The organism is Allotabrizicola aquatica (SeqCode), assembly GCF_965194375.1.
GTDB classification, from domain to species: domain Bacteria; phylum Pseudomonadota; class Alphaproteobacteria; order Rhodobacterales; family Rhodobacteraceae; genus Tabrizicola_A; species Tabrizicola_A aquatica.
On record NZ_CBDAEL010000013.1, the window covers coordinates 19,701 to 42,601 of the forward strand.

General features: G+C 62.7%; 21 protein-coding genes. 16 read left to right on the plus strand and 5 right to left on the minus strand.

What is annotated here, in order from left to right; genetic code table 11:
* Positions 1–164 precede the first annotated feature (164 nt).
* Positions 165–1,853, plus strand: a complete 1,689-nt coding sequence (locus AC72UB_RS12695) for a cytochrome c oxidase subunit I (RefSeq protein WP_463289805.1) — start codon at positions 165–167, stop codon at positions 1,851–1,853.
* Between the two features lie 90 nt (positions 1,854–1,943).
* Positions 1,944–2,429 carry a DUF2244 domain-containing protein gene (locus AC72UB_RS12700; protein ID WP_505190112.1) on the plus strand — a complete coding sequence of 162 codons (486 nt, stop codon included), beginning with the start codon at positions 1,944–1,946 and terminating at the stop codon, positions 2,427–2,429.
* A 37-nt stretch (positions 2,430–2,466) separates the two neighbouring features.
* On the opposite strand, the gene AC72UB_RS12705 is transcribed toward AC72UB_RS12700, so the two are convergent.
* Complete coding sequence (locus tag AC72UB_RS12705; RefSeq protein WP_505190113.1) at positions 2,467–2,925, minus strand: GatB/YqeY domain-containing protein; 459 nt, start codon at positions 2,923–2,925, stop codon at positions 2,467–2,469.
* Positions 2,926–3,106: 181 nt separating this feature from the next.
* Between AC72UB_RS12705 and carA the strand changes: the two genes are divergently transcribed.
* Both carA and AC72UB_RS12715 read left to right on the plus strand, forming a co-directional pair.
* Positions 3,107–4,273 (plus strand): glutamine-hydrolyzing carbamoyl-phosphate synthase small subunit, encoded by a 1,167-nt coding sequence (gene carA, locus AC72UB_RS12710; protein ID WP_505190114.1) that lies wholly within the window; start codon positions 3,107–3,109, stop codon positions 4,271–4,273.
* An 85-nt stretch (positions 4,274–4,358) separates the two neighbouring features.
* Positions 4,359–6,212: a glycosyltransferase gene (locus AC72UB_RS12715; protein ID WP_505190115.1), complete on the plus strand. Its 1,854-nt coding sequence runs from the start codon at positions 4,359–4,361 to the stop codon at positions 6,210–6,212.
* A 15-nt stretch (positions 6,213–6,227) separates the two neighbouring features.
* Here the strand turns inward: AC72UB_RS12715 and AC72UB_RS12720 are convergent, their stop codons facing one another.
* Positions 6,228–6,863: a GntR family transcriptional regulator gene (locus tag AC72UB_RS12720; RefSeq protein WP_505190116.1), complete on the minus strand. Its 636-nt coding sequence runs from the start codon at positions 6,861–6,863 to the stop codon at positions 6,228–6,230.
* Between the two features lie 100 nt (positions 6,864–6,963).
* Here AC72UB_RS12720 and AC72UB_RS12725 point away from each other — a divergent pair, with 100 nt between their 5' ends.
* From AC72UB_RS12725 to AC72UB_RS12735, 3 genes are all read left to right on the plus strand, one after another.
* Positions 6,964–7,611 carry a pyrimidine 5'-nucleotidase gene (locus AC72UB_RS12725; RefSeq protein ID WP_505190117.1) on the plus strand — a complete coding sequence of 216 codons (648 nt, stop codon included), beginning with the start codon at positions 6,964–6,966 and terminating at the stop codon, positions 7,609–7,611.
* Positions 7,612–7,704: 93 nt separating this feature from the next.
* The gene (locus tag AC72UB_RS12730; protein ID WP_505190118.1) at positions 7,705–7,926 is read left to right on the plus strand and encodes a hypothetical protein; all 222 of its coding nucleotides are present in this window, start codon (positions 7,705–7,707) and stop codon (positions 7,924–7,926) included.
* An 83-nt stretch (positions 7,927–8,009) separates the two neighbouring features.
* Entirely contained in the window at positions 8,010–9,209 is a 1,200-nt protein-coding gene (locus AC72UB_RS12735) for a UbiH/UbiF family hydroxylase (protein WP_505190119.1), read from the plus strand.
* Here AC72UB_RS12735 and speB read toward each other — a convergent pair.
* On the minus strand, positions 9,206–10,192 hold the full coding sequence (gene speB, locus AC72UB_RS12740; protein WP_505190120.1) for an agmatinase: 987 nt from the start codon (positions 10,190–10,192) through the stop codon (positions 9,206–9,208). The genes AC72UB_RS12735 and speB overlap by 4 nt on opposite strands.
* Before the next feature lie 11 nt (positions 10,193–10,203).
* Positions 10,204–11,328, minus strand: a complete 1,125-nt coding sequence (locus AC72UB_RS12745) for an aminotransferase class V-fold PLP-dependent enzyme (protein WP_505190121.1) — start codon at positions 11,326–11,328, stop codon at positions 10,204–10,206.
* 222 nt (positions 11,329–11,550) lie between these two features.
* Here AC72UB_RS12745 and AC72UB_RS12750 point away from each other — a divergent pair, with 222 nt between their 5' ends.
* The 7 genes from AC72UB_RS12750 (at position 11,551) to AC72UB_RS12780 (ending at position 20,682) form a co-directional block, all read left to right on the plus strand.
* Positions 11,551–14,112, plus strand: coding sequence for a putative PEP-binding protein (locus AC72UB_RS12750; RefSeq protein WP_505190122.1), 2,562 nt, complete (start codon positions 11,551–11,553; stop codon positions 14,110–14,112).
* 183 nt (positions 14,113–14,295) lie between these two features.
* Positions 14,296–14,976 carry a cell wall hydrolase gene (locus tag AC72UB_RS12755; protein ID WP_505190123.1) on the plus strand — a complete coding sequence of 227 codons (681 nt, stop codon included), beginning with the start codon at positions 14,296–14,298 and terminating at the stop codon, positions 14,974–14,976.
* A 149-nt stretch (positions 14,977–15,125) separates the two neighbouring features.
* Positions 15,126–16,034, plus strand: a complete 909-nt coding sequence (locus AC72UB_RS12760; protein WP_463289791.1) for a dihydroneopterin aldolase — start codon at positions 15,126–15,128, stop codon at positions 16,032–16,034.
* Positions 16,035–16,189: 155 nt separating this feature from the next.
* Positions 16,190–17,170, plus strand: a complete 981-nt coding sequence (folP, locus tag AC72UB_RS12765; RefSeq protein WP_505190136.1) for a dihydropteroate synthase — start codon at positions 16,190–16,192, stop codon at positions 17,168–17,170.
* A 2-nt stretch (positions 17,171–17,172) separates the two neighbouring features.
* Positions 17,173–18,516: a phosphoglucosamine mutase gene (glmM, locus tag AC72UB_RS12770; protein ID WP_463289790.1), complete on the plus strand. Its 1,344-nt coding sequence runs from the start codon at positions 17,173–17,175 to the stop codon at positions 18,514–18,516.
* 73 nt (positions 18,517–18,589) lie between these two features.
* Positions 18,590–19,252, plus strand: coding sequence for an SDR family NAD(P)-dependent oxidoreductase (locus AC72UB_RS12775; RefSeq protein ID WP_505190124.1), 663 nt, complete (start codon positions 18,590–18,592; stop codon positions 19,250–19,252).
* Positions 19,253–19,299: 47 nt separating this feature from the next.
* Positions 19,300–20,682 carry an aldehyde dehydrogenase family protein gene (locus tag AC72UB_RS12780; RefSeq protein WP_505190125.1) on the plus strand — a complete coding sequence of 461 codons (1,383 nt, stop codon included), beginning with the start codon at positions 19,300–19,302 and terminating at the stop codon, positions 20,680–20,682.
* A 65-nt stretch (positions 20,683–20,747) separates the two neighbouring features.
* On the opposite strand, the gene ilvC is transcribed toward AC72UB_RS12780, so the two are convergent.
* Positions 20,748–21,770, minus strand: coding sequence for a ketol-acid reductoisomerase (ilvC, locus tag AC72UB_RS12785; RefSeq protein WP_505190126.1), 1,023 nt, complete (start codon positions 21,768–21,770; stop codon positions 20,748–20,750).
* Positions 21,771–21,896: 126 nt separating this feature from the next.
* On the opposite strand from ilvC, the gene AC72UB_RS12790 reads away from it, so the two are divergent.
* Positions 21,897–22,355, plus strand: a complete 459-nt coding sequence (locus AC72UB_RS12790; protein ID WP_505190127.1) for an Lrp/AsnC family transcriptional regulator — start codon at positions 21,897–21,899, stop codon at positions 22,353–22,355.
* 8 nt (positions 22,356–22,363) lie between these two features.
* On the plus strand, positions 22,364–22,822 hold the full coding sequence (locus AC72UB_RS12795) for an Lrp/AsnC family transcriptional regulator (protein WP_505190137.1): 459 nt from the start codon (positions 22,364–22,366) through the stop codon (positions 22,820–22,822).
* The last annotated feature ends 79 nt before the right edge of the window (positions 22,823–22,901 follow it).

The following is a 22,901-nucleotide window of genomic DNA, read 5'->3' on the forward strand; positions in this document are numbered from 1 at the left end:
ACTGCCCTTTTTGCACAGCTGCGCGACACCTGCTGCGACATCATTTCTTGATCTTGATCAAACTCTTTCATTGCCCATCCCCGGCGCAAGCCTTAAAGACTGAGCGTAATAAGGCGCACAGGCACCGCTTGCGCATCCAAGGGAACACAAAATGGGAGACGCCAATGGCAGACGCAGCCATTCATGGCCATGACCATGAACACAAAGGGTTCTTTACCCGCTGGTTCATGTCGACAAACCACAAGGACATCGGGATTCTTTATCTCTTTACCGGGGGTCTTGTCGGGCTGATTTCGGTCATCTTCACGCTCTACATGCGGATGGAGCTGATGCACCCCGGTGTGCAATACATGTGTCAGGAAGGCGCGCGCTTTATCGCCACCGCTGACACTTGCACCCCGAACGGCCACCTTTGGAACGTGATGATCACTTATCACGGCGTCCTGATGATGTTCTTCGTTGTGATTCCGGCGCTGTTCGGCGGTTTCGGCAACTACTTCATGCCGCTGCAGATCGGTGCGCCGGACATGGCCTTCCCGCGGATGAACAACCTCAGCTACTGGATGTTCGTCGCCGGTGTGTCGCTGGGTGTGGCCTCGATGCTGGCACCGGGTGGCAATGGTGACCTGACCTCTGGCCTTGGGCCGGGCGCGGGCGTGGGCTGGGTTCTTTACCCGCCGCTGACCACCACCGCCGAGGGCGGCTATGCGATGGACTTGGCCATTTTCGCAGTGCACCTGTCGGGTGCCTCGTCGATCCTTGGCGCGATCAACATGATCACCACCTTCTTGAACATGCGTGCCCCGGGCATGACCATGCACAAAGTGCCCTTGTTCGCTTGGTCGATCTTTGTGACCGCATGGCTGGTTCTGTTGGCGCTGCCGGTTCTCGCTGGCGCGATCACCATGCTGCTGACCGACCGGAACTTTGGCACCACCTTCTTCACGCCTTCGGGCGGCGGTGACCCGGTGCTCTACCAGCACATCCTGTGGTTCTTTGGCCACCCGGAAGTGTATATCATCGTGATCCCGGCCTTCGGCATCATCAGCCAGGTCATAGCTACCTTCTCGCGCAAACCGATCTTCGGCTACCTGCCGATGGTTTATGCGATGGTTGCGATTGGTGTTCTGGGCTTTGTCGTCTGGGCGCATCACATGTACACCGCTGGCATGTCGCTGACCCAGCAGTCCTACTTCATGCTGGCCACCATGGTCATCGCAGTGCCGACCGGCATCAAGGTGTTCTCGTGGATTGCCACCATGTGGGGCGGCTCGCTGAGCTTTGAAACCCCGATGCTGTGGGCCTTTGGCTTCCTGTTCCTCTTCACCGTCGGTGGCGTCACCGGCATCGTGTTGAGCCAGGCACCGGTGGACCGCGTCTATCACGACACCTACTATGTCGTGGCGCACTTCCACTATGTGATGAGCCTTGGTGCCGTGTTCGGGATCTTTGCCGGGATCTACTTCTGGATCGGCAAGATGTCGGGCCGTCAGTATCCGGAATGGGCAGGTAAGCTGCACTTCTGGGCAATGTTCATCGGCTCGAACCTGACCTTCTTCCCCCAGCACTTCTTGGGTCGTCAGGGCATGCCGCGCCGCTACATCGACTATCCCGAGGCCTTTGCCTACTGGAACTGGTTCTCCTCGGTCGGTGCGTTCATCTCCTTCGCCTCGTTCATCTTCTTCATCGGCGTCGTGTTCTACACGCTGCTCTGGGGCCGCAAGGTGACCGAGAACAACTACTGGAATGAGCACGCTGACACGCTGGAATGGACCCTGCCCTGCCCGCCGCCCGAGCATACGTTCGAGCAGCTGCCCAAGCGGGAAGACTGGGACAAGTCGCACGCCCACTAAGGCAAGAGAATTGGCGAAGGCCCCAAGGGAAACCTTGGGGCCTTTTCCTTTGGGTAGGACGCGCTACCTGACGCGACCGAAAGGTGTTTCATGCCCTATGAATGGCTTCCCCCTGAAGGTGGCAATCGCCGCCTGCATCTTTGGCCTTACCGGTCTTTGCCGCGCCGGGGCATGGTCTGGTTTCTGGGCGGCACAGCGCTGTGTATCGGCGTGCCGCTTTTGGGCCTGCTCGGCACGCCGGTTCTGTGGGGCGTTTTGCCATTTTTGCTGGCCGCTCTCGCCGCCATCTGGTGGGCGCTGGAGCGCAGTTTCCGTGACGGCGAGATTGTCGAGGATCTGGCGATCAGCGAAGAGCTTGTGACGCTGACGCGGCACGGGCCAAGGGGCAAGCAGCAGGATTGGCAGGCGAACCCGCATTGGGTGCGCCTGACGCTGCACGCCAGCGCAGGCCCGGTGCCGCAATACCTGACCATGAAGGGCGAGGGCCGCGAGGTGGAGTTGGGGGCCTTTCTGACCGCAGACGAGCGCCGACGGCTGGCCGCCGAGATCACCGAAGTCTTGCGGCCGCTGCGCTGAACCGGGTCTTGCGCCGATTCAGCGAAAGAGCGGGGGCTTAGCCCAGCCGGTCCTTGATGCGCGGGCCGACAGCACCGAAATCCATCTGACCGGTGTATCTGGTTTTCAGCACGGCCATAACCTTGCCCATGTCGCGGATCGAGGTTGCACCCACTTCGGCCACGGCGGCGGCAATCGCGGCCTCAACCTCGGCGGCTTCCAGTTGACGGGGCAGAAACTCTTCGATGACCTTGATTTCAGCCGTCTCTTTTTCGGCCAGTTCCAACCGCCCGCCCTCTTCATAGGCACGCGCGGATTCCTGACGCTGTTTGACCATGCGGCCAAGCGCGGCCAGAATCTCAGCCTCGGAAATCTCGCCTTCACCACCCTCACCGCGGTTGGCGATGTCACGATCCTTGATGGCGGCATTGATAAGCCGCAGCGTCGACAAGCGGTCGGCTTGCTTGGCCTTCATCGCCTCTTTCAAGGCGGTTTGAAGCTGGTCGCGCAAAGACATCCGGTTTTATCCTCATGGATTTACAAACGCGGGCACATTACCGCGATGCGCGGTGCGACGCAACCACCGCCGATTTCCATAACTTGTTGATATTAATAAAAATTCCTTTTACGACAAAGCCTTGACCCCAGCCCGGTTGACCCTTAGGTTCCGGCAAATTTGCCTGCAGGGAGTCGCCGCAATGCCCACCCCGTCCGAAAGCCCAGCAAAACCAACGGCCTGCATCGCCTTGGCCGATGGCAGTGTGTTTTACGGCCACGGATTTGGCGCAGCGGGCGAGACGGTGGCCGAGTTGGTGTTCAACACCGCGATGACCGGATATCAGGAAATCATGACTGACCCAAGCTATGCCGGTCAGGTTGTGACCTTCACCTTCCCCCATATCGGCAACACCGGCACCACCGCCGAAGATGACGAGACCGCCGATCCGGTCGCCGCCGGGATGGTGGTGAAATGGAATCCGACGGAGCCCTCGAACTGGCGCGCGACCGATGATCTGGTCAGCTGGCTTTCCAAGAAAGGCCGTATCGGGGTGGGCGGCATCGACACCCGCCGCCTGACCCGCGCGATCCGCCAGCAAGGCGCGCCGCATGTTGCGCTGGCACACAATCCGGACGGCGTCTTTGATCTGGAAAAGCTGGTCGCCAAGGCCCGGGCGTGGAAGGGTCTTGTCGGCCTCGATCTGGCCAAGGGCGTGTCATGCACCCAGTCCTACCGCTGGAATGAGATGCGCTGGGCTTGGCCTGAGGGCTATACCATGCGTCAGGGTCCGGGCTTGAAGGTCGTAGCCATCGATTACGGCGCCAAGCGCAACATCCTGCGCTGCCTCGCGTCGGTGGGCTGCGATGTCACCGTGCTGCCCGCCACCGCAACGGCCGAAGATGTGCTCGCGCTGAACCCCGAGGGTGTGTTCCTGTCAAACGGTCCGGGCGACCCGGCTGCGACCGGGGCCTATGCCGTGCCGATGATTCAGGGTGTGCTAAAGGCCGATCTGCCGCTCTTTGGCATTTGCCTTGGCCATCAAATGCTGGCCTTGGCCTTAGGGGCCAAGACGGTAAAGATGAACCACGGCCACCATGGTGCCAACCATCCGGTCAAGGATCTGACCACCGGAAAGGTGGAAATCACGTCGATGAACCATGGCTTCACCGTGGACAGCCAGACCCTGCCCAAAGGGGTTTCAGAAACCCATGTGTCGCTGTTTGACGGGTCGAATTGTGGTATCGCGGTGGATGGCAAGCCGATCTACTCGGTGCAGTACCACCCTGAGGCCAGCCCCGGCCCGCAGGACAGCTTCTATCTGTTCGAACGCTTTGCCGAGGCCATGAAGGCCCGCCGCGCCGCCTGATCCGTCGGCGTGGCTTGGTGGCCCTAACAGGCTTAACCTCGCATTAACCCCCCTGCCCCAATCTGTTTGGAAGGCAGGAGGAACCATGTCCGCGGTCAGTGCGTTATCAGCTTTATCGGCCGCCACTCCACGCGCACCGCGCGGCACCGAGGCTTTGGTCATGGCTCTGTTGCGTGACGGCTTGGTGCGTCCGCATGACTTGGTGGAGGCGCTGCGCCTGCACAAGGCGCGGGGCGGGCGATTGGCAGATGTCCTTCTGGCGCGTGGGCTGGTGGCCGAAGATCAGCTGTTTCGCATCTTGTCTGAAATCTGGGACGTGGCACTGTTCACAGCCCACAGCCCCACTATTGACCCCAGGCTCATTGATGCCTTTGGCGCCGTTGAGTGCCTCGCGCTCCATTTGCTGCCCCGCCGGGTGATTGGCGACAGCACTTTGGTCGCCACCGCCCACCCCGAGGATTTTCATCGACACAGGCCCCGGCTTGAGCAGGTTTTCGGACCGGTTTTGATGGTGCTGGCTCCGCGTGGCGTGATTGAGGCGGCGCTGTTGCACGCGCGGGGCGCAAGCCTTGCGCGGCTGGCCGAAACCCGGGTGGCCGACAGCGACAGTTGCCGCAGCTACCGGGCCGAAGCGATGCGCCTGCCAGTGGCAGGTCTGGGCCTGATTGCGCTGATCGCAGCGGCAGTTTGGCCGGCATGGACGATGCTGGGGCTTGTGATAATGGCACTGTTGGCCGGGGCGGCCTTTACCGGGCTCAAGCTCGCGGCGCTTTTGGGCGCGTTGCGTCATCCCGAGGTGCCGACGCAGCCCCTCATAGCCCGATTGCCGATCGTGTCGGTTATGGTGGCGCTTTACGGCGAAAGCAACATCGCGCCTCGGCTGGTCAAGCGGTTGGGAAAGCTGGACTATCCGCAGGACCTTTTGGATGTTTTGCTGGTGGTTGAGGCCGAAGATCACCTGACGCGACAAGCCTTAGAGCGGGAAGATCTGCCGGGCTGGATGCGGATCGTCGTGGTGCCCGACGGGTCAGTCAAGACCAAGCCGCGCGCCTTGAACTATGCGCTGGATCACTGTCGGGGCAGCATCGTGGGCGTCTATGACGCGGAGGACGCCCCCGAACCCGACCAGATCCGCAAGGTGGTAGACCGCTTTCACAGCCGCGGCCCAGAGGTGGCCTGCCTCCAAGGGCGGCTGGATTTCTACAACCCCCGCATCAACTGGATTTCACGCTGCTTTACCATCGAATATGCCGCCTGGTTTCGCCTGCTTTTACCGGGGATTGAACGGTTGGGGCTGGCCGTCCCCTTAGGCGGAACGACGTTGTTTTTCCGCCGCGCCGCCTTGGAAACTTTGGGCCGATGGGACGCCCACAATGTCACCGAAGATGCCGATCTGGGCATGCGCATCGCACGCCGCGGCTATCGGACCGAGTTGATTGACACCACCACCTTTGAAGAAGCGACCTGCCGCCCGAAATCTTGGGTTAAGCAGCGGTCGCGCTGGATTAAGGGGTTCATGATGACCTGGCTCACCCATATGCGCGACCCGGTCCTTCTCTGGCGCGAGTTGGGGCCACGCAAGTTCATTGGCTTTCAGCTTCTTTTGGCCGGATCGGTGCTGCACGCGCTCTTGGCACCGGTTTTGTGGACCTTTTGGGCACTTCCTTTGGGCTTGCCCCATCCGGTGCAATCCGTTCTGCCCGAAGCAGGGATCTGGGCGCTGGTCGCCAGTTTTCTCGCCATTGAGGTCGGGCTGATCGCCTTTGGCATTGTCGGCATGCGCAGGACGCGCCATCGGCTGACCCCGCTGTGGGTGCCGACGATGATCCTCTACTACCCCTTGGCCACACTGGCGGCCTATAAGGCGGCATGGGAAATGCTGGCCCAACCGTTCTACTGGGACAAAACCTCGCACGGCGAGTTTGACCAGGCCGGATAGCAACCGAGATGCACCTTAACGCATCCTCAACTCACCCGCATCCACCCGAATCCGGGTCTCAAAGGCCTTAGAGATGTGGGATTTCAGCGCCTTATAGGCGGCATCGCCGTCATGCGCCTCGATCGCGCTCACGATGTCGTCATGTTCGCCCAAGGCCACGCCATCCCGGCCTTCCGCTGCGAATGTGGTATTGGCCATGAGCGCCATGGATCGATGCACAAGATCAAGTTGTTGCACCAAGAACCGGTTGTGGCTGGCCAGATGGATCAACCGGTGAAAGCGCTTATTGGCGCGGCTAAGCGCGCGGGGATCGCCGCCCAAAAGCGCACGGTCATCCTCGACCATGCCGCGCAGCACGCGAATCTCTTCTTCTGTGGCATGGCGGGCGGCCAGCCGGGCGGCCAACCCCTCCAACTCAGTGCGCACGGTGTAAAGCTCGGCCAGCTGGTTGTGATCCAAGGAGGCGACCATCAGACTGCGCCCGTCACGCGCCAGCATGCCTTGGGTCTCCAGCCGCTGCAGCGCTTCGCGCACGGGCGTGCGCGACACGCCCAGCCGCTCGGCCAGTTCGGATTCCACCAGCCGATCGCCGGGTTTGAAATCGGCCCGTTCGATGGCCTCAAGGATCAGCGTATAGGCGTCTTTCTGCACGGGGCATTCTCCAGCTTCGCGGCGCGAGTCTAGCGGCTTTCTTGCGCCATTCAAGGCCCCCCCGATTGCCGGCCCGCGCGGGCTGGCCTAAGGTGGGCCCATGATAAAGCAGCAGTTTCACCACGTCACCACCTGGGTCTTTGATCTGGACAACACCCTTTACCCGCCGCGCTATCGGCTGTTCGACCAGATCGAGGTGCGCATGACCAATTGGGTGATGCAGACGCTGGGGGTCAGCCATGAAAAGGCCAACCATCTGCGCCAGCATTATTGGGAGACCTATGGCACCACGCTGGCCGGGCTGATGCGGGAACATGGGATGGACCCCGGGCCCTACCTGACCGATGTTCATGACATCGATTTCTCGCCCCTGCCCTGCGACCCCGACCTTGCCGCCCGCATCGCAGATTTGCCGGGTCGGCGCATCATCTACACCAACGCCTGCGAACCCTATGCGGTGAAGGTGCTCGAGGCGCGCGGGCTATCGGGCCTGTTTGATGCGATTTATGGGGTGGAGCACGCGGGCTTTCACCCCAAGCCGGACCGCGCCGCCTTTGAGACGGTCTTTGCCATCGACGGGCTGGACCCGGCCCGCGCGGCGATGTTCGAAGACGACCCCCGCAATCTGCGGGTGCCGCATGAGATGGGGATGCGCACCGTCCACGTCGCGCCCGAACGCGCTCCGGGCGCGCACATTCACCACCACACCGAAGATTTAACCGCCTTTCTGGCGAATCTGACAACGTGACGCAGGCCAAAGCAACGCCTGCGTCAACGTGCGGCATGTCATAAACATTCATAACGTTGCATCTGACGCTCAAAGCGAAACTCGGAGCCTCAGATGTCTATTTCCGCCACCCGCCCCAAGGTCCAGATTCCGGTGCTGTCCGCGATTGCCCGCGAGGTCGCGCGCGACGTGAACGTGATCTTCTACCTGCTGGTCATTGCACTGACCCTGCTTGTGCTCGCGGTCAAGACTTGGGGGCTCGTGGTGCTGACCATGGTCGCTTTGTGCATGGTGCCCGTGATGTTCGCACTGTTCATCTGGATCTCGTGGCCCTAATCCCACCTTGGCCCCGTGACACCTTGCCCCTTCGCTTTCGTCCCACTTCGCCCTAAGTTCTGGGTTGGAAGCAGGGGGTCAGCATGGACCGGATCAAAACCGATATTCTCGTCTCGGGCGGCGGTGTCGCCGGGTTGACGGCGGCGGCGGCCTTTGGCTCGGCGGGGTTTTCGGTGATTTGCACTGACCCTGACGCCCCAGTGACCGACCGCGACGCGACGGGGGCCGACCACCGCTCCACTGCGTTCTTGCACCCATCTATCCCTGTTTTGCAGGCTGCGGGGCTTTGGGACCGGCTGGCGCCCCATGCGGCACCCTTGCAGATCATGCGGATCGTCGATGCCGGCGGCCCCGTAGTCGAACCGCGCATCGTCAAGGATTTTGACGCCGCCGAGATTTCCGACCAGCCCTTTGGGTGGAACCTGCCGAACTGGCTGTTGCGGCGCGAGATGGTGGCGCGACTGCGGCAATTGCCGAATGTCACCTTTCTACCCGGCACCGCAACCGCGCGCGTAATGACGCGAGAGGCCGAGGCATTGGCGACGCTGTCGGATGGCAAGCGCATTGCGGCCCGGCTGGTCGTGGCAGCCGATGGGCGCAATTCCACCGTCCGCCAAGAGGTCGGCATCGACGTGACCACCACCCGCTATGGCCAAAAGGCACTGGCCTTTGCCGTGGCGCACGCCGTTCAGCACAACAATATCTCAACGGAAATTCACCGATCAGGCGGGCCATTCACGCTGGTGCCGCTGCCTGATCGCAATGGCAGCCCGGCCTCCTCCGTCGTCTGGATGGAGACAGGACCCGAAGTCGCGCGGCTGACCGCGTTGCCCGTGGCAGAGTTCGAGGCCGCGATTAACGAACGATCATGTGGGGTTCTGGGCGCCTTGCGGCTGGACAGCGCGCGCACCGTCTGGCCGATCATCACCCAAGCGGCCGAGCGGATGGTGGCGACCCGCGTGGCGCTGATCGCAGAGGCGGCCCATGTCATGCCCCCCATCGGCGCGCAGGGGCTGAACATGAGTCTCGCCGATCTGTCGACACTGTTAGATCTGGCGATGGCAAACCCCGCCAGCCTTGGCAGCGCCGAGATGCTGGCCGCCTTTGAGCGCAAGCGTCATCTTGAGGTGAAGGCACGGCTTGCGGGTGTGGATCTTTTGAACCGCACATCCATGCTGGGCGAGCCCTTTCTGCGCGACCTACGCGCAGGCGCACTGAATGCGCTTTACTCCCTTGGCCCGGTCAGAAAAACGCTTATGAAAGCGGGCCTCGGGGTGCGCTAGGCCTCCATTTCGACCGGGCGCGCGCCCTTGGCCCAAGCCTTCAGGCACAGCATTTCTGCCGCAATCATCGCCGCCGCGTTGGATGTCATCTCCGCGTGGTCATAGGGTGGCGATACCTCAACCACATCCATGCCCTTGAAATCCATGCCTTTCATGGCACGCAAAATCGACAGCGCCTGAAAGCTGGTCAGACCGCCCGGCACTGGGGTGCCGGTGCCCGGCGCGGTCGAGGGGTCAAGGCAATCAATGTCAAAGGTCAGATAGGCTGGCCCATCGCCCACCACCTTGCGCACCACATCGGCGACCGCTTCGGCGCTCATGGCCTGCACGCGGTCGGCGTGTAGAATGGTCATGCCATGGCTTTTCTCGCCCGAAAAACAAGTGCGTATACCAATCTGCACCGTGCGCTTGGGGTCGATGATGCCTTCGCGCACCGCATAGTTGAACATGCTGCCATGGTCGATGCGGCCACCCTCGTCCTCTTCGACATCGCGGTGGGCGTCGAACTGCACCAGCCCAAGTGGGCCATATTTCGCCGCATAGGCACGCAGCGTCGGGTAGGTGGTGAAATGATCGCCGCCAAGGTTCAGCGTAGCCGCCCCGCCCGCGATCAGCGTGGCGATATGGCCCTCAATCGCTGCGGGAATGTCCATCGGCGCGCCCCAGTCGAAGGCGACATCGCCATAGTCGATGGCCGCCAGCGTATCAAACGGGTCAAAACGCCAAGGCCAGATCGGCCCCCAGCTGTGTTGGGCCGAGGCGCGGCGGATCGCCTCGGGACCAAAGCGCGTGCCGGGGCGATTGCTGACCGACAGATCAAAAGGGATGCCGGTGATGGCGACATCCACCCCCGACAGATCCTTGGTGTATTTCCGGCGCAGAAAGCTAAGCGCGCCGGAATAGCTCGCCTCGATGGTCGAGCCGTGCAGGCGCGTCCGGGTAAAGGCCGCGTCTTGCAGCGCCTCGCCAACATCCTTTCCCATGAAAACCCCGTTTACAGAACCTGATCGAGCGCAGTTTTCAGCCGGGCAACGGTGGCGTCAACGTCCTTCAGCTTGTCCAGACCAAAGAGACCCAGCCGGAAGGTGCGGAACTCGGCCCCTTCGCCCACCTGCAAGGGAACGCCTGCCGCAATCTGATAGCCCAGCGCCTTGAACTTTGATCCATTCTGAATGTCGGGATCAGTGGTAAAGCTCACCACAACGCCCGGTGCTTGGAAGCCTTCGGCGGCAACCGAAGGCACGCCCTTGGCCGCGAGCATCGCCCGAACCGCCCGGCCCAGCGCCCATTGCGCGGCCTTGGCCTCGGCAAATCCCATAGCCTTGGTTTCCAGCATGGCATCGCGGAACCCCACGATGGCATCGGTCGGCATAGTGGCGTGATAGGCGTGGCCGCCCTTTTCAAAGGCCTCCATGATCGCGCGCCATTTCTTCAGATCGACGACAAAGCTGTTCGAGGTGGTCTCAGCCAGCCGCGCCTCGGCGCGCGGGCTCATCACGACGACCCCCGTTGCCGGGCTGGCCGACCAACCCTTTTGCGGGGCGGTGATGACCGCGTCGATGCCGAGTGCGGCCATGTCGACCCAAATGCAGCCCGAAGCGATGCAATCGAGCACCAAGAGCGCCCCAACCTCATGTGCGGCGGCCGCCATGGCGGCGATGTAGTCATCGGGCAGAATGATCCCGGCCGAGGTTTCCACATGCGGGGCAAAGACCGCATCGGGCTTTGTCTCATGGATCTTGGCGACCACCTCTTCGATGGGCGGCGGCGCAAAGGGCGACTGCGCGGAATTGCCGGCGGCGCGGGCCATGACGACAGTGGTTTCCTTGGCAAAGCCGCCCGCGTCAAAAATCTGGGTCCAGCGATACGAGAACCAGCCATTGCGCACGATCAGCGCGCGGCCTTGGCCGAACTGACGCGCCACGGCCTCCATCGCATAGGTGCCGCCGCCCGGCACAAGCGCCACGGCGCTGCCTTGGTAGACATCGCGCAGCATGGCAGAAACATCGCGCATCACACCTTGGAAGCGCGCAGACATGTGGTTCAGGCTGCGATCGGTGAAAACAACCGAGAACTCTTGCAAGCCACCCTCGTCAATATGGTCGTGCGGCAGTTTCATGGGCGGCTCCTTTGGTTCCATTTTGCCGGGCACATTAGCGGGTTTTCTGTGGCGGGCTGCACGAAAAGCGACGCGAAAGCAGGGCCTTTGTTACCGAATTCGCCTTGGAGGCGACGCGACAGAGCTCTTGGGCGCGAAAACTTCTCAGCCTGACACATGGTTGTAAGGCTTGCGTGACAGGCGTTCGGGTGTATCCTGCGGCCGCAAAGAAAAGGTGCCGCAGTGCAGAAGACCCCGCCTCTCGATTATACCGAAGTTACACAAACCGCGGCCATTTCGACCCAAGCCCATGGCTGGCGGGCGAAATGTTTGCAGCGGCTGGTGCGGCTGGAGATGCCGGTGCCGAAAACTGTGGCCCTGCCTGCGCAGACTGTGCGGGCGATTGCGGCGGGCCATACGGTGGATGCCCGCGCCATTTTGGCGCATTTTGGCGACATGCCGCTGATCTCGGTGCGTCCCAGCCCCGAGAACCCTGATTGGGGCGGGCCCGGCACAGTGCTGAATGTTGGCATGAATGCGGAACGGCATGCAGATCTTGTCCAACGCCACGGCGCTGAAGCGGCCGATGCGCTTTATCTTCGATTTGTGCAATCTTATGCCATTCACGTGGCCCGTCTTGACCCCGATATGTTCGATGACATCAAGCCCGGACCTGAGTCGCTGCGTGAGTCTTTGCGTCAGTATGAGCGCGAGATGGACGAAGCCTTTCCTGAGGACCCCGCCCAACAACTGGGTGAAGTCCTGCGGTCTATGGCGCGGGCTTGGGAAGGCACCTCGGCGCGGCTCTTGCGTCAAGCCAAGGGTGCGCCAGTCGAGGCCGCGCTCGGGCTTGTGGTGCAATGCATGGCGCAGGGCATCGGACAGGGGCTTTCAGGTTCCGGCGTCATTCAATTCGTTGACCCGGTCACCGGATTGGCGCAGGTCACCGGGCGGTATTTGGGCAATTCGCAGGGCCGCGACGCGCTGAAAAAGACCGAAGCGATGTATCTCACGCGCGACCCGCGCGGCCCCTCGCTTGAGGATCTGTCGCCCGAAATCTTTGCCGAACTTGCCCGCCATGGCGCGGCCTGCCGGGGGCGACTGCGCGAGGAAATGCAGATCGAATTCACCATCGAGGATGGGCATCTGTCGGTTCTGGACGCGATCAAGGTTCAGCGCTCGGCCCGGGCTGGGCTGAAGATTGCGGTGGCCTTGGCTGAGGACGGTGTGATCTCGCATGACGAGGCAGTGCTGCGGGTCGAACCCCGCGCGCTGTCGGAACTTTTGCACCCGCAGGTCGACCCGCGGGTACCGCGCGATGTCTTTGCCAAGGGCATCGCCGCAAGTCCCGGGGGCGCCGTGGGGCGGCTGGTGTTTTCCTCGCCCGCAGCGCAGGCAAGTGCTGCACGCGGTGAACCCTGCATCTTGGTCCGGCGCGAAACCGCGCCTGAGGACATTCGCGGCATGCATTCGGCGGTTGGGGTGCTGACCGAACGCGGCGGCGTCACCAGCCATGCGGCGGTGATCGCGCGCGGTTTGGGCTTGCCCTGTGTGGTGGGTGCTTCGGGATTGCGGTTGGACAGCAAGGACAAAAAGCTGGTCGCCGCCGATGGCCGGGTGTTCCGCGAGGGGGACGTCGTCACGCTGGACGGCACCACGGGCGAGGTACTTGCCGGGGCCGCCGAGATGCTGGCACCCGCGCTGGACGACAGTTTCCGCACGCTCTTGGGTTGGGCGGATGAGGTGCGCGACATCGGCATTCGCGCCAATGCCGACACGCCCGCCGATGCCGCCATGGCCCGGCAGTTTGAAGCCCAAGGCATCGGCCTGTGCCGCACAGAACACATGTTCTTTGACGAAGATCGTCTGGTCGTGATGCGCGAGATGATCTTTGCCGACACATCGCACGACCGCGCCGCCGCGCTGGCGCGGCTTTTGCCGATGCAGCGGGCCGACTTTGTGCAGCTGTTCGAGATCATGGCCGGCCTGCCGGTCTGCATCCGCCTGTTCGATCCGCCCTTGCATGAGTTTCTGCCCCATTCGCGCGAAGGATTGCGCGAATTGGCCGAGGCCTTGGACAAGCCCCTGTCGGACGTAACCCGCCGCGCCGAGGCTTTGGCCGAGTTCAACCCGATGCTGGGCATGCGCGGCGTGCGGCTGGGTGTGGTCTTGCCGGAAATCTACGCCATGCAGGCGCAGGCGATCTTTGAAGCCACTGTTGAGGTGGGTCGCCGGGGCGCCCGTGTGGTGCCCGAGATTATGATCCCCTTGGTCAGCGCGCGGCGCGAGGTGGAATTGGTGAAAACCCATATCGACGCTGTGGCCGCCGCGGTGCGGGTGCGGACCGGCGTGGAGTTTGATTACAAACTGGGTGTCATGGTGGAAACCCCGCGAGCCGCCCTGCGCGCGGGCGAAATCGCCCAGCATGCCGCCTTCCTGTCCTTTGGCACCAACGACCTGACTCAGATGACCTATGGCCTGTCGCGAGACGACGCGGGGCGGTTTATGAACACCTATGTTCAGCAGGGCGTGTTCCCCGAGGACCCCTTCCATGTGCTGGATGTGGACGGGGTGGGAGAGCTGCTGCAGATCGGTGCAGAACGCGGCCGCGCGACCCGCAAGGACCTGACGCTGAGCATCTGCGGCGAGCATGGCGGCAACCCCGAATCGATTGCCTTCTGCCGCGGGCAGGGCTTTGATTATGTCTCCTGCAGCCCATTTCGGGTGCCTTTGGCCCGTTTGGCCGCCGCGCATCTGGCTTTGGCAGATCATGGGGTGCGAAGGATTTCTGACGCAAAATCATGATTTTAGCAGGGTAATCTGACAAAACGCCCTGGATGATTCGGCGAAATCCCGCCGAGATCTGGACGATTCTCGTTGTAATCCGGCAACAGCGGTGGACGCGCGGGGATTGGTCGTTTAGCCCCGGCACCCGTTGATTGGGAAACCCCTCTCAGCACCGACTGAAACAACCGGGACCACAAGACAATGCGCTTGCACCAGATATGGACCTCTGCGCTGATCGCGCTGACTGTCCAGAGCGGGGCGGCCTTCGCCGAAGTGACGGTGAGCCAGTCCAACGAACCTCAGGTCGTGCTCGGCCAACAGTTCCGCAGCCTTTTGGGCGCGGAACACAAGACGATCGAAGCCTTGCCCGAGGCCGAGCGCACCGCGCTGGCCACGGGCATCCTTGGCACCAAGAAGGCGCGCAAGGCAGCCGCTGCAGCGCAGGTCACGGACCTGTCTTACAGCCATGACTTTCTGGCCAGCTTGCCTGCCCCGACCGGGGACGCGCAGTGGCAGTGCCTGACCAAGGCGCTCTATTTCGAATCGCGCGGCGAAAGCTTGAAGGGCCAGTTTGCCGTGGCCGAGGTGATCCTGAACCGGGTCGACAGCGCGCATTATCCCAACACGGTTTGCAGCGTGGTGGAACAAGGTGGCCGGGGCGGTTGCCAGTTCTCCTATCATTGCGACGGCGCGCGCGACGTGATGCGTGACGGCGAGGCCGTGAACACGGCGGGCCGCATTGCCAGGCTGATGCTGGACGGTGCGCCGCGCGATTTGACCTTTGGGGCGACACATTTTCACACCCGTGCCGTCAATCCCAGATGGTCCCACATCTATGAACGGACCGCCGCGATCGGGGCGCATGTGTTCTACAGGCCGTGATCTTGGGCAGGCTTTCGACGTGCCATGCGCCTGATCTCGGGCCGCATGCGTCGTTCGGGTTGATTCTCATGCCGCCTTCGGGATAGGCGAAGGCAGGACGAGGCCTTAGCCTGCGCCTGACCTATTCGGCCGGCCCATCGGAGGGCAAGATGACCAGCGACATAAGGCTTGCCTTTGCCCATCCTGAAGAGCGTTCCGTCGCCTCGGCCAGTGCCGATCCGCGCGACCGGATCAGCTTGCGCGATCATGTGGTCGAGGTGGAGATCGGCGCGTTTCAAAAGGAACGCGGCCACACGCAGCGCGTGATGTTCAATGTGGTGATCGAGGTGCGCCCCGCCCCTGCCCCGTTGGATGACGATGTGGACAAGATCCTGTCCTATGACCGGATTACCGAAGCGATTGCCACCGAGCTGGCCGCCGAGCGGCTAAACCTTTTGGAGACGTTGGCCGAACGGGTGGCCGAACGGATCCTGGCCGAGCCGCAGGCGATGCGGGCCTTTGTGCGGATCGAAAAGCTGGACATCGGCCCCTATAAGCTGGGCGTCGAGATTGTCCGCAGCCGCGCCGAGGCGGCGCTGAAGGTGGTGGGGCAAGACGGGCAAGAGGCCGCGCTGCATCCTTTGGTGGTTTATCTCGACAATGCGGCGATCCATGCCGACGATCTGTCATCCCGGCTGGATGCCCTGCAGGCCCGAGGTCTGCCGGTGATCCTGACTGTAGGCCTGCCCGACATGGCCCGCCCCCAGACCGGCCACAAACCCACCCAGCGCCGCGTGGACATGCTGGCAATCGAACAAAACGCCTGGGTCTTGGCCGCGCGCGATCCGCGCTGCGTGGTCATGGCGACGCGGACCGAGATCGACTGGGCGGTTAAGCGTGGTCAGATGATGGTCTGGGCTCCGTCAAAGCTGGTGCTGGATGCGGTCGATGGCCCTCACTCGCGCGAGCCGGTGGCGCTGGCCCTGTGGCTTGCCGAAACCATGGCGGCCGAGCGCCTGATCGTTCACGGCTCTGTTACACTTCCGGCAGGAAGCCGCGTGCAGGTGGAAACAGCCTGAGCTTCCCCCTTGCCCGGTGGGGCGTTGGGGCTTAATCCGGCAGGCAGACCGCTTGCGGCACGCCCCGGGTGGCTTTGCGCCCCCCGGACCCCCCGCAGGATATTTTTCGCCACGTTGAAGGCCTGTTTGTGAGCTATTACCTGCGCCCGATCTCGATGAGTGATCCCGCCCGCCCGGCCGGAGCCTTGCCCTTGGCGGGGGGCTGGTGCTGGTTTGACCGGGTGGAGGTCTTGTCCCGTGAGGAGGCGCCACGGATTGTCGGCCTTGGTGATCTGACAGCGGCGGAGCGCGGGCGACTGTCGGCCCCGCGCCCTGACTTTGGCGAGTTGTCGATGGATGCGCCGCGTGTCATGGGCATTTTGAACATCACGCCAGACAGCTTTTCCGATGGTGGGCTGTTTCTGCGCCCTGAGGCGGCCTTGATGCAGGCCCGGCGCATGGCAGATGGGGCCGATATTCTGGATATTGGCGGCGAAAGCACGCGCCCCGGCGCGGCGGAAGTGTCGGTATTGGATGAAACCCAGCGCACCGCGCCGGTGATTGCCGCGCTGCGCGAGGGTGGGCTCGCGTTGCCGATTTCGATCGACACGCGAAAGGCTGCCGTCGCGGAAGCAGCCTTTGCGGCCGGGGCGACGATCTTGAACGATGTGACGGCCTTGCGCTTTGATCCGGCCATGGCTGGGGTGGCGGCAAGCGCGGGCGTGCCGGTGGTCTTGATGCATTCGATCGAGACGCCGATCACCATGCAGGACGATCCGCGCTATGAGGATGTGCTACTGGATGTCTATGACGCGCTGGCCGCGCGCTTGGCCGTGGCCGAGGCGGAGGGTATTGCACGAGACAGGCTGGCGATTGATCCCGGCATCGGCTTTGGCAAGACGCTGGAGCATAATTTGGCGCTTTTGGCGCGGTTGAGTGTGTTTCACGATCTGGGCGTGCCGGTTCTGCTCGGGGCCAGCCGCAAGCGGTTTATCGGCACCATTGGCGCCGAAGCTGAGGCCGCGCGGCGGATGCCGGGGTCGTTGGCTGTCGCTTTGGCAGGTGTGGCGCAAGGCATGCAGATGATCCGGGTGCATGACGTGGCCGAGACGCGGCAGGCTCTGCGCCTGTGGCAGGCCGCAACAAGGGGATATTGACGATGACGCGTAAGCTTTTCGGCACCGACGGGGTGCGGGGCCGGGCCAATACCTATCCGATGACCGCCGAGATGGCCTTGAAGCTGGGCCAAGCCGCCGGGCGGTATTTCCGCCGCGATGGCAGCAACGCGCATCGCGTGGTGATCGGCAAGGACACCCGGCTTTCCGGCTATATGCTGGAAAACGCGCTGACGGCCGGGCTGACGTCAACGGGCATGAACGTGCTGTTGTTGGGTCCGGTGCCAACGCCTGCGGTGGGGTTTTTGACCCGCAGCATGCGCGCCGATCTTGGGGTGATGATTTCGGCCAGCCACAACCCGCATCATGACAACGGGATCAAGTTCTTTGGACCCGACGGGTTTAAGCTGTCGGATGAGGCCGAGATCGAGATTGAGGCGATGGTGGCGGGCGAGATCACGCCCGCCCAGCCGCAAAACATTGGCCGCGCCAAGCGGATTGATGACGCTTTGGGGCGCTATGTCGAATATGCCAAGACCACTTTTCCGGCCGGACTGCGGCTCGACGGGCTGAAGGTGGTGGTCGATTGCGCCAATGGCGCCGCCTATAAGGCCGCGCCGGATGTGTTGTGGGAGTTGGGGGCCGAGGTCATCAAGGTGGGCGTTAGCCCGAACGGCACCAACATTAACGAAAAATGCGGGTCAACCTATACACAGACCGCCGCCGAGGCTGTGGTAGCGCATGGCGCGCATGTGGGCATTTCGCTCGATGGTGATGCCGACCGGGTGATGATCTTGGATGAGCATGGCCATGTGGCGGATGGCGATCAGATCATGGCGCTCTTTGCGGCCCGTTGGGCCGACGATGGCCGCCTAAGCGGTGGTACGCTCGTGGCCACCGTCATGTCGAACCTTGGGTTGGAGCGGTTTCTGACCGGGCGGGGCTTGCGCCTTGAACGCACAGCGGTCGGCGACCGCTATGTGGTTGAGGCCATGCGGCGCGGCGGGTGGAATCTGGGCGGTGAGCAATCGGGCCATATCGTGATGACCGATTACGCCACCACCGGCGACGGGCTTTTGGCCGGGTTGCAGTTTCTGGCCGAAATGGCGCGCACCGGCCAACCGGCCAGCACGCTGATCCGGCAATTCACCAGCGTGCCGCAGCTTTTGAAGAACGTCCGCTTTGAGGCGGGCAAAGCTCCCTTGGACAGCGCCGCCGTTCAAGCCACAATTCGCGCCAATGAAGCGCGCATTGCCGGCAAGGGCCGCATCCTGATCCGCAAATCCGGCACTGAGCCTTTGATCCGGGTGATGGCGGAATGCGAGGATGCGGTGATGCTGTCAGAGGTGGTGGACGAGATCGTGGGCGCGGTTGAGGCGGCGGTCTGACCCAGCCTGGTTTGCCAGGGTGATCCTGCCCAGCCGGTCAAGCGTATAAGACCGGAAGCACAGGGGGCGGATCATGCGGGCTTTGGTCATCGGCGCAAGCGGAGGCATCGGCGCGGCCCTGGTGGCTGGGCTGACCCGGCAGGGGGCCGAGGTTCTGGGCCTGTCGCGCAGCCGCGATGGTCTCGACATCACCGATGAAGACAGCATTGCCGAACATCTGGACAGGCTTTCGGGGCCCTTCGACACGGTGATCGTTGCCACCGGCGCGCTTGCCTTGGGCGACAGGGCGCCGGAAAAATCGCTACGCAGCCTGACCGGGGCCGCGCTTTTGGGTCAGTTCGCGGTGAATGCCATGGGTCCAGCGCTGGTCTTGAAGCACGCCGCACGGCTGTTGCCGCGGGATCGGCCAGCGCGGTTTGCTGCGCTCTCGGCGCGGGTGGGGTCGATTGGCGATAACGCGTTGGGTGGGTGGTATTCCTACCGCGCGGCCAAGGCGGCCTTAAACCAGCTGATCCACACCGGCGCGATTGAACTGGCGCGCAGCCATCCGCAGGCGGTGGTCGTCAGCTTGCATCCGGGGCATGTGTCCACGGGCCTGTCGGCCCCGTTTGGCGGCGCGCTGCCCTCGGTCAGCCCGGATGCGGCGGCGGACCATATCTTGGGAGTTCTCGATCAGTTAACCCCGGCGGACACTGGCGGGTTCTTTGACTGGGCGGGCAAACCGATTGTTTGGTGACCCCACGTTGGGCTTGCGTTGGCCTGTCTGCAGGGTAGCTTGTAGCCATGGATGATCTCAACACAGTCTCACCGCGGATCACCGCGCTTTTGGCAGGGTCAGCAGCCCGGCGGACGGGCTTTGACCTTGCGGCGCGCAAGGCGGCGCTGGCGCGGCTGAGCGCAACCATTCTGGCCCATCGGGATGCGATCGCCGCCGCCGTTGCGTCCGATCTGGCAAAGCCAGCTGTCGAGGCCGATCTGGTCGAGGTTTTGCCGGTGCTGTCGGAAATCGCCCATGCACGGCGGCATTTGCGGAGCTGGATGCGCCCGCGCCGCGTGATGCCAACCTTGATGACGCTGGGCACATCGGCCGCACTTTACCCCCAACCTAAGGGCGTGGCTTTGGTCATTGCGCCGTGGAACTTTCCCTTCCTGCTGGCGCTGTCGCCAGTGGTCTCGGCCATTGCGGCCGGGAACGCGGTGGCGGTGAAGCCGTCTGAACTGACCCCGGCCACCTCGGCCCTAATCGCGCGGATTTTGCCGCAGGCTTTGCCGGGGCTGGCCGAAGTCTTTGAGGGTGGTCCTGAAATCTCGCAGGCGCTTTTGGCGCTGCCCTTTGACCACATCTTCTTTACCGGCTCGCCCGGGGTGGGAAAGATCGTCATGGCAGCGGCGGCCAAGCACCTGACGCCGGTGACGCTGGAACTGGGGGGCAAAAGCCCGGTTGTGCTGGGCGAAGATGCCGATATCGGTCGCGCGGCCAAGTGGATTGCCTGGGGCAAGGTTTTGAATGCGGGCCAGATTTGCGTGGCACCAGACCATGTCTATGCACCCGAAGCGATGCTGCCCGTGCTTGGCGCCGCGATCAAGGCAGAATGGCAGGCGATGGCCAAGGCGGGCACCACGGCCATTGTGAACGACCGCCATTATGCACGGTTGACCGCACTTTTGGCCGATGCCAGCGCCAAAGGCGCGCAGATCGAGGCGCTTGGCACCGACCGCCCCGAGGCGCGGCAGATGTCGGCGCGGCTGTTGACTGGCACCACCGCCGAGATGTCGATTTCCAGCGAAGAGATCTTTGGTCCCCTTTTGCCACTGCTCCCCTACCGCGATCTGGCCGAGCCGATTGCCGCAATCAACGCCGGACCAAAGCCACTGACGCTTTATGCCTTTGGCGGCGCGGATCTGGTGGGGCGGCTGAGGGCCGAGACGTCATCGGGGTCTTTGGGGGTGAACCTGACGATCATGCCCTTTATCCATGCCAATCTGCCCTCTGGCGGGATTGGGAATTCCGGCATGGGCGCGGCGCATGGGCGGACGGGGTTTGACAGCTTTAGTCACCTCAAGCCGGTGATGCAAAACCGCTTTACCGTGCTGCCGCTGATGTTCCCGCCCTATACGGGCCGGGTCAAGCGGTTGAAGGATTTGGTGCTGCGACTGGTGCGATAGAAAAGGGCCGAGGGTTTCCCCGCGGCCCAATCTGTGAACGTCGGTCGGGCTTAGCCCAGCTTTGCTTAGTTCCGCGACTTGTCGACCATCTTGCCCTTGGAAATCCACGGCATCATGGCGCGCAGCTTTTCGCCGACCTGTTCGATCTGGTGCTCGTCGTTGATGCGGCGGGTGGCCTTGAAGAAGGGCTGACCCACGGCGTTTTCCTGCATAAAGTCACGTACGAACTTACCGGTCTGGATGTCGGTCAGGACGGCCTTCATGCGGGCCTTGGTCTCATCATAAGGCAGAATACGCGGACCCGAGACATACTCGCCATATTCGGCGGTGTTCGAGATTGAGTAGTTCATATTGGCGATGCCGCCTTCGTAGATCAGGTCCACGATCAGCTTCACTTCGTGCAGGCATTCGAAATAGGCCATTTCCGGCTCGTAGCCCGCTTCCACGAGGGTTTCAAAGCCCATGCGGATCAGTTCAACAAGGCCGCCACACAGAACAGCCTGTTCGCCGAAGAGGTCGGTTTCACATTCCTGACGGAAGTTGGTCTCGATGATGCCCGAACGGCCGCCACCAATGGCGCTGCAATAGGACAAACCGATTTCCATCGCCTTGCCGGTCGCGTCTTGATGCACAGCGACGAGGCAGGGCACGCCGCCGCCTTTGGTGTATTCGCCGCGCACGGTGTGGCCCGGGCCCTTGGGGGCCATCATGATGACGTCGACGCCCTTTTTCGGCTCGATCAGGCCGAAATGCACGTTCAGGCCGTGGGCGAAGGCAATCGCCGAACCTTCGCGCAGGTTATCGTGGACATAGCGCTTGTAGGTGTCGGCCTGCAGCTCGTCGGGCATGGTGAACATGATGACATCGCACCAAGCCGCAGCTTCGGCGATGCCCATGACCTTCAGGCCTTCGCCTTCGGCTTTCTTGGCGGAAGGCGAACCTTCGCGCAGCGCCACAACAAGGTTCTTGGCACCCGAATCGCGCAGGTTCAGCGCGTGGGCGTGGCCCTGAGAGCCATAGCCAAGGATGGCAACCTTCTTGTCCTTGATGAGGTTGATGTCGCAGTCACGGTCATAATAAACGCGCATGGCGTGTCTCCTGATGTTTGATGGCGCGACAATAGAGGGTTTTCGGTGGTGGCCCGTGCATAGTTTGACTATTTTCTAATTTTCTGCGATTTATCATTCGTCATTTGTGCGAAAGATGAAAAAATCATGCATACCGATGAGACCGACCGTCGCGTGTTGCGGCAGGCCTTGGCCGAACCTTTGGCACCGCGCGCATTGTGGGCAGAGCGGGCGGGGGTGACACTGGCGACGCTGGGGCGGCGGTTGGAACGGCTGCGCGAGGGTGGGGTGATCCGATCCTTGCGGGCCGAGATTGACTGGACGGGCCTTGGCTATTCGGTCGAGGTCAGCCTGCGGTTCACGCTCGACAAGACCGATCCTCGGGCGTTTGACGAGTTCATCGAGGCGGCGCGGCAGGTGCCGGAGGTCGTGGCGATTGAAACCTTTCTGGGCCGGGTCGATGTGCGGCTGAACGTGATCGCGCGAGATATGGCGCATTACCAAGAGGTGTACCGCGCGCGGATTCTGGCCCTGCCCCATATTGCCGAGGTGGATGCCTTGATGCTGATTTCCACCATCAAGAATTCGGAAGGATTGCCGCTGTGAACCAAGGCGTGATCGATCTGGATGATATCGACCGGGCCATGTTGCGGGCCCTGTCGCTGGAGGGCGATCTGTCGGCTGGGGAGTTGGGGCGGCGGTTTGGGCTAAGCCAGCCTGCGGCGTGGCGCCGGGTCAAGCGGACGCAAGAGGCGGGTATCTTGAAGGGCGTGCGGATGGAGGTGGACCGCGCCGCACTGGGCTTTGGGGTGACGGTGTTTTTGGGGGTGAAGCTGGCCACCAAGGGGCGGGTGAGCCTTGAGGATTTCGAGCGCGCGGTGACGGCGATCCCCGAGGTTCAGGTGGTGCAGCACGTGTTGGGGTTGTTTGATTACCGCCTGCGGGTGGTGGCGCGGGACATTGCCGATTTCGAGCGGGTGCTGCGCCGCCGGATCATGACCTTGCCGGGTTTGGGACAGGTAGAGGCCAATGTCTTGCTGACCGAAGAGCGGCGACCGGGGCCGCTGGGGTGAGGTGCTGTCTTGGCGGCTGTGGCGCCTTGGGCCACGGGCGGAGCGGGGGCCAGCCCCCGCACCCCCGGAGTATTTTCGC

What these genes read in the sequence shown, in the direction of transcription:
- AC72UB_RS12695 (WP_463289805.1), top strand. Translation starts at nt 165, where the DNA reads ATGGCAGACGCAGCCATTCATGGCCATGACCATGAACACAAAGGGTTC.
- AC72UB_RS12700 (WP_505190112.1), top strand. Translation starts at nt 1,944, where the DNA reads ATGCCCTATGAATGGCTTCCCCCTGAAGGTGGCAATCGCCGCCTGCAT.
- AC72UB_RS12705 (WP_505190113.1), bottom strand. Translation starts at nt 2,925, where the DNA reads ATGTCTTTGCGCGACCAGCTTCAAACCGCCTTGAAAGAGGCGATGAAG.
- carA (WP_505190114.1), top strand. Translation starts at nt 3,107, where the DNA reads ATGCCCACCCCGTCCGAAAGCCCAGCAAAACCAACGGCCTGCATCGCC.
- AC72UB_RS12715 (WP_505190115.1), top strand. Translation starts at nt 4,359, where the DNA reads ATGTCCGCGGTCAGTGCGTTATCAGCTTTATCGGCCGCCACTCCACGC.
- AC72UB_RS12725 (WP_505190117.1), top strand. Translation starts at nt 6,964, where the DNA reads ATGATAAAGCAGCAGTTTCACCACGTCACCACCTGGGTCTTTGATCTG.
- AC72UB_RS12730 (WP_505190118.1), top strand. Translation starts at nt 7,705, where the DNA reads ATGTCTATTTCCGCCACCCGCCCCAAGGTCCAGATTCCGGTGCTGTCC.
- AC72UB_RS12735 (WP_505190119.1), top strand. Translation starts at nt 8,010, where the DNA reads ATGGACCGGATCAAAACCGATATTCTCGTCTCGGGCGGCGGTGTCGCC.
- speB (WP_505190120.1), bottom strand. Translation starts at nt 10,192, where the DNA reads ATGGGAAAGGATGTTGGCGAGGCGCTGCAAGACGCGGCCTTTACCCGG.
- AC72UB_RS12745 (WP_505190121.1), bottom strand. Translation starts at nt 11,328, where the DNA reads ATGAAACTGCCGCACGACCATATTGACGAGGGTGGCTTGCAAGAGTTC.
- AC72UB_RS12755 (WP_505190123.1), top strand. Translation starts at nt 14,296, where the DNA reads ATGCGCTTGCACCAGATATGGACCTCTGCGCTGATCGCGCTGACTGTC.
- AC72UB_RS12760 (WP_463289791.1), top strand. Translation starts at nt 15,126, where the DNA reads ATGACCAGCGACATAAGGCTTGCCTTTGCCCATCCTGAAGAGCGTTCC.
- folP (WP_505190136.1), top strand. Translation starts at nt 16,190, where the DNA reads ATGAGTGATCCCGCCCGCCCGGCCGGAGCCTTGCCCTTGGCGGGGGGC.
- glmM (WP_463289790.1), top strand. Translation starts at nt 17,173, where the DNA reads ATGACGCGTAAGCTTTTCGGCACCGACGGGGTGCGGGGCCGGGCCAAT.
- AC72UB_RS12775 (WP_505190124.1), top strand. Translation starts at nt 18,590, where the DNA reads ATGCGGGCTTTGGTCATCGGCGCAAGCGGAGGCATCGGCGCGGCCCTG.
- AC72UB_RS12780 (WP_505190125.1), top strand. Translation starts at nt 19,300, where the DNA reads ATGGATGATCTCAACACAGTCTCACCGCGGATCACCGCGCTTTTGGCA.
- ilvC (WP_505190126.1), bottom strand. Translation starts at nt 21,770, where the DNA reads ATGCGCGTTTATTATGACCGTGACTGCGACATCAACCTCATCAAGGAC.
- AC72UB_RS12790 (WP_505190127.1), top strand. Translation starts at nt 21,897, where the DNA reads ATGCATACCGATGAGACCGACCGTCGCGTGTTGCGGCAGGCCTTGGCC.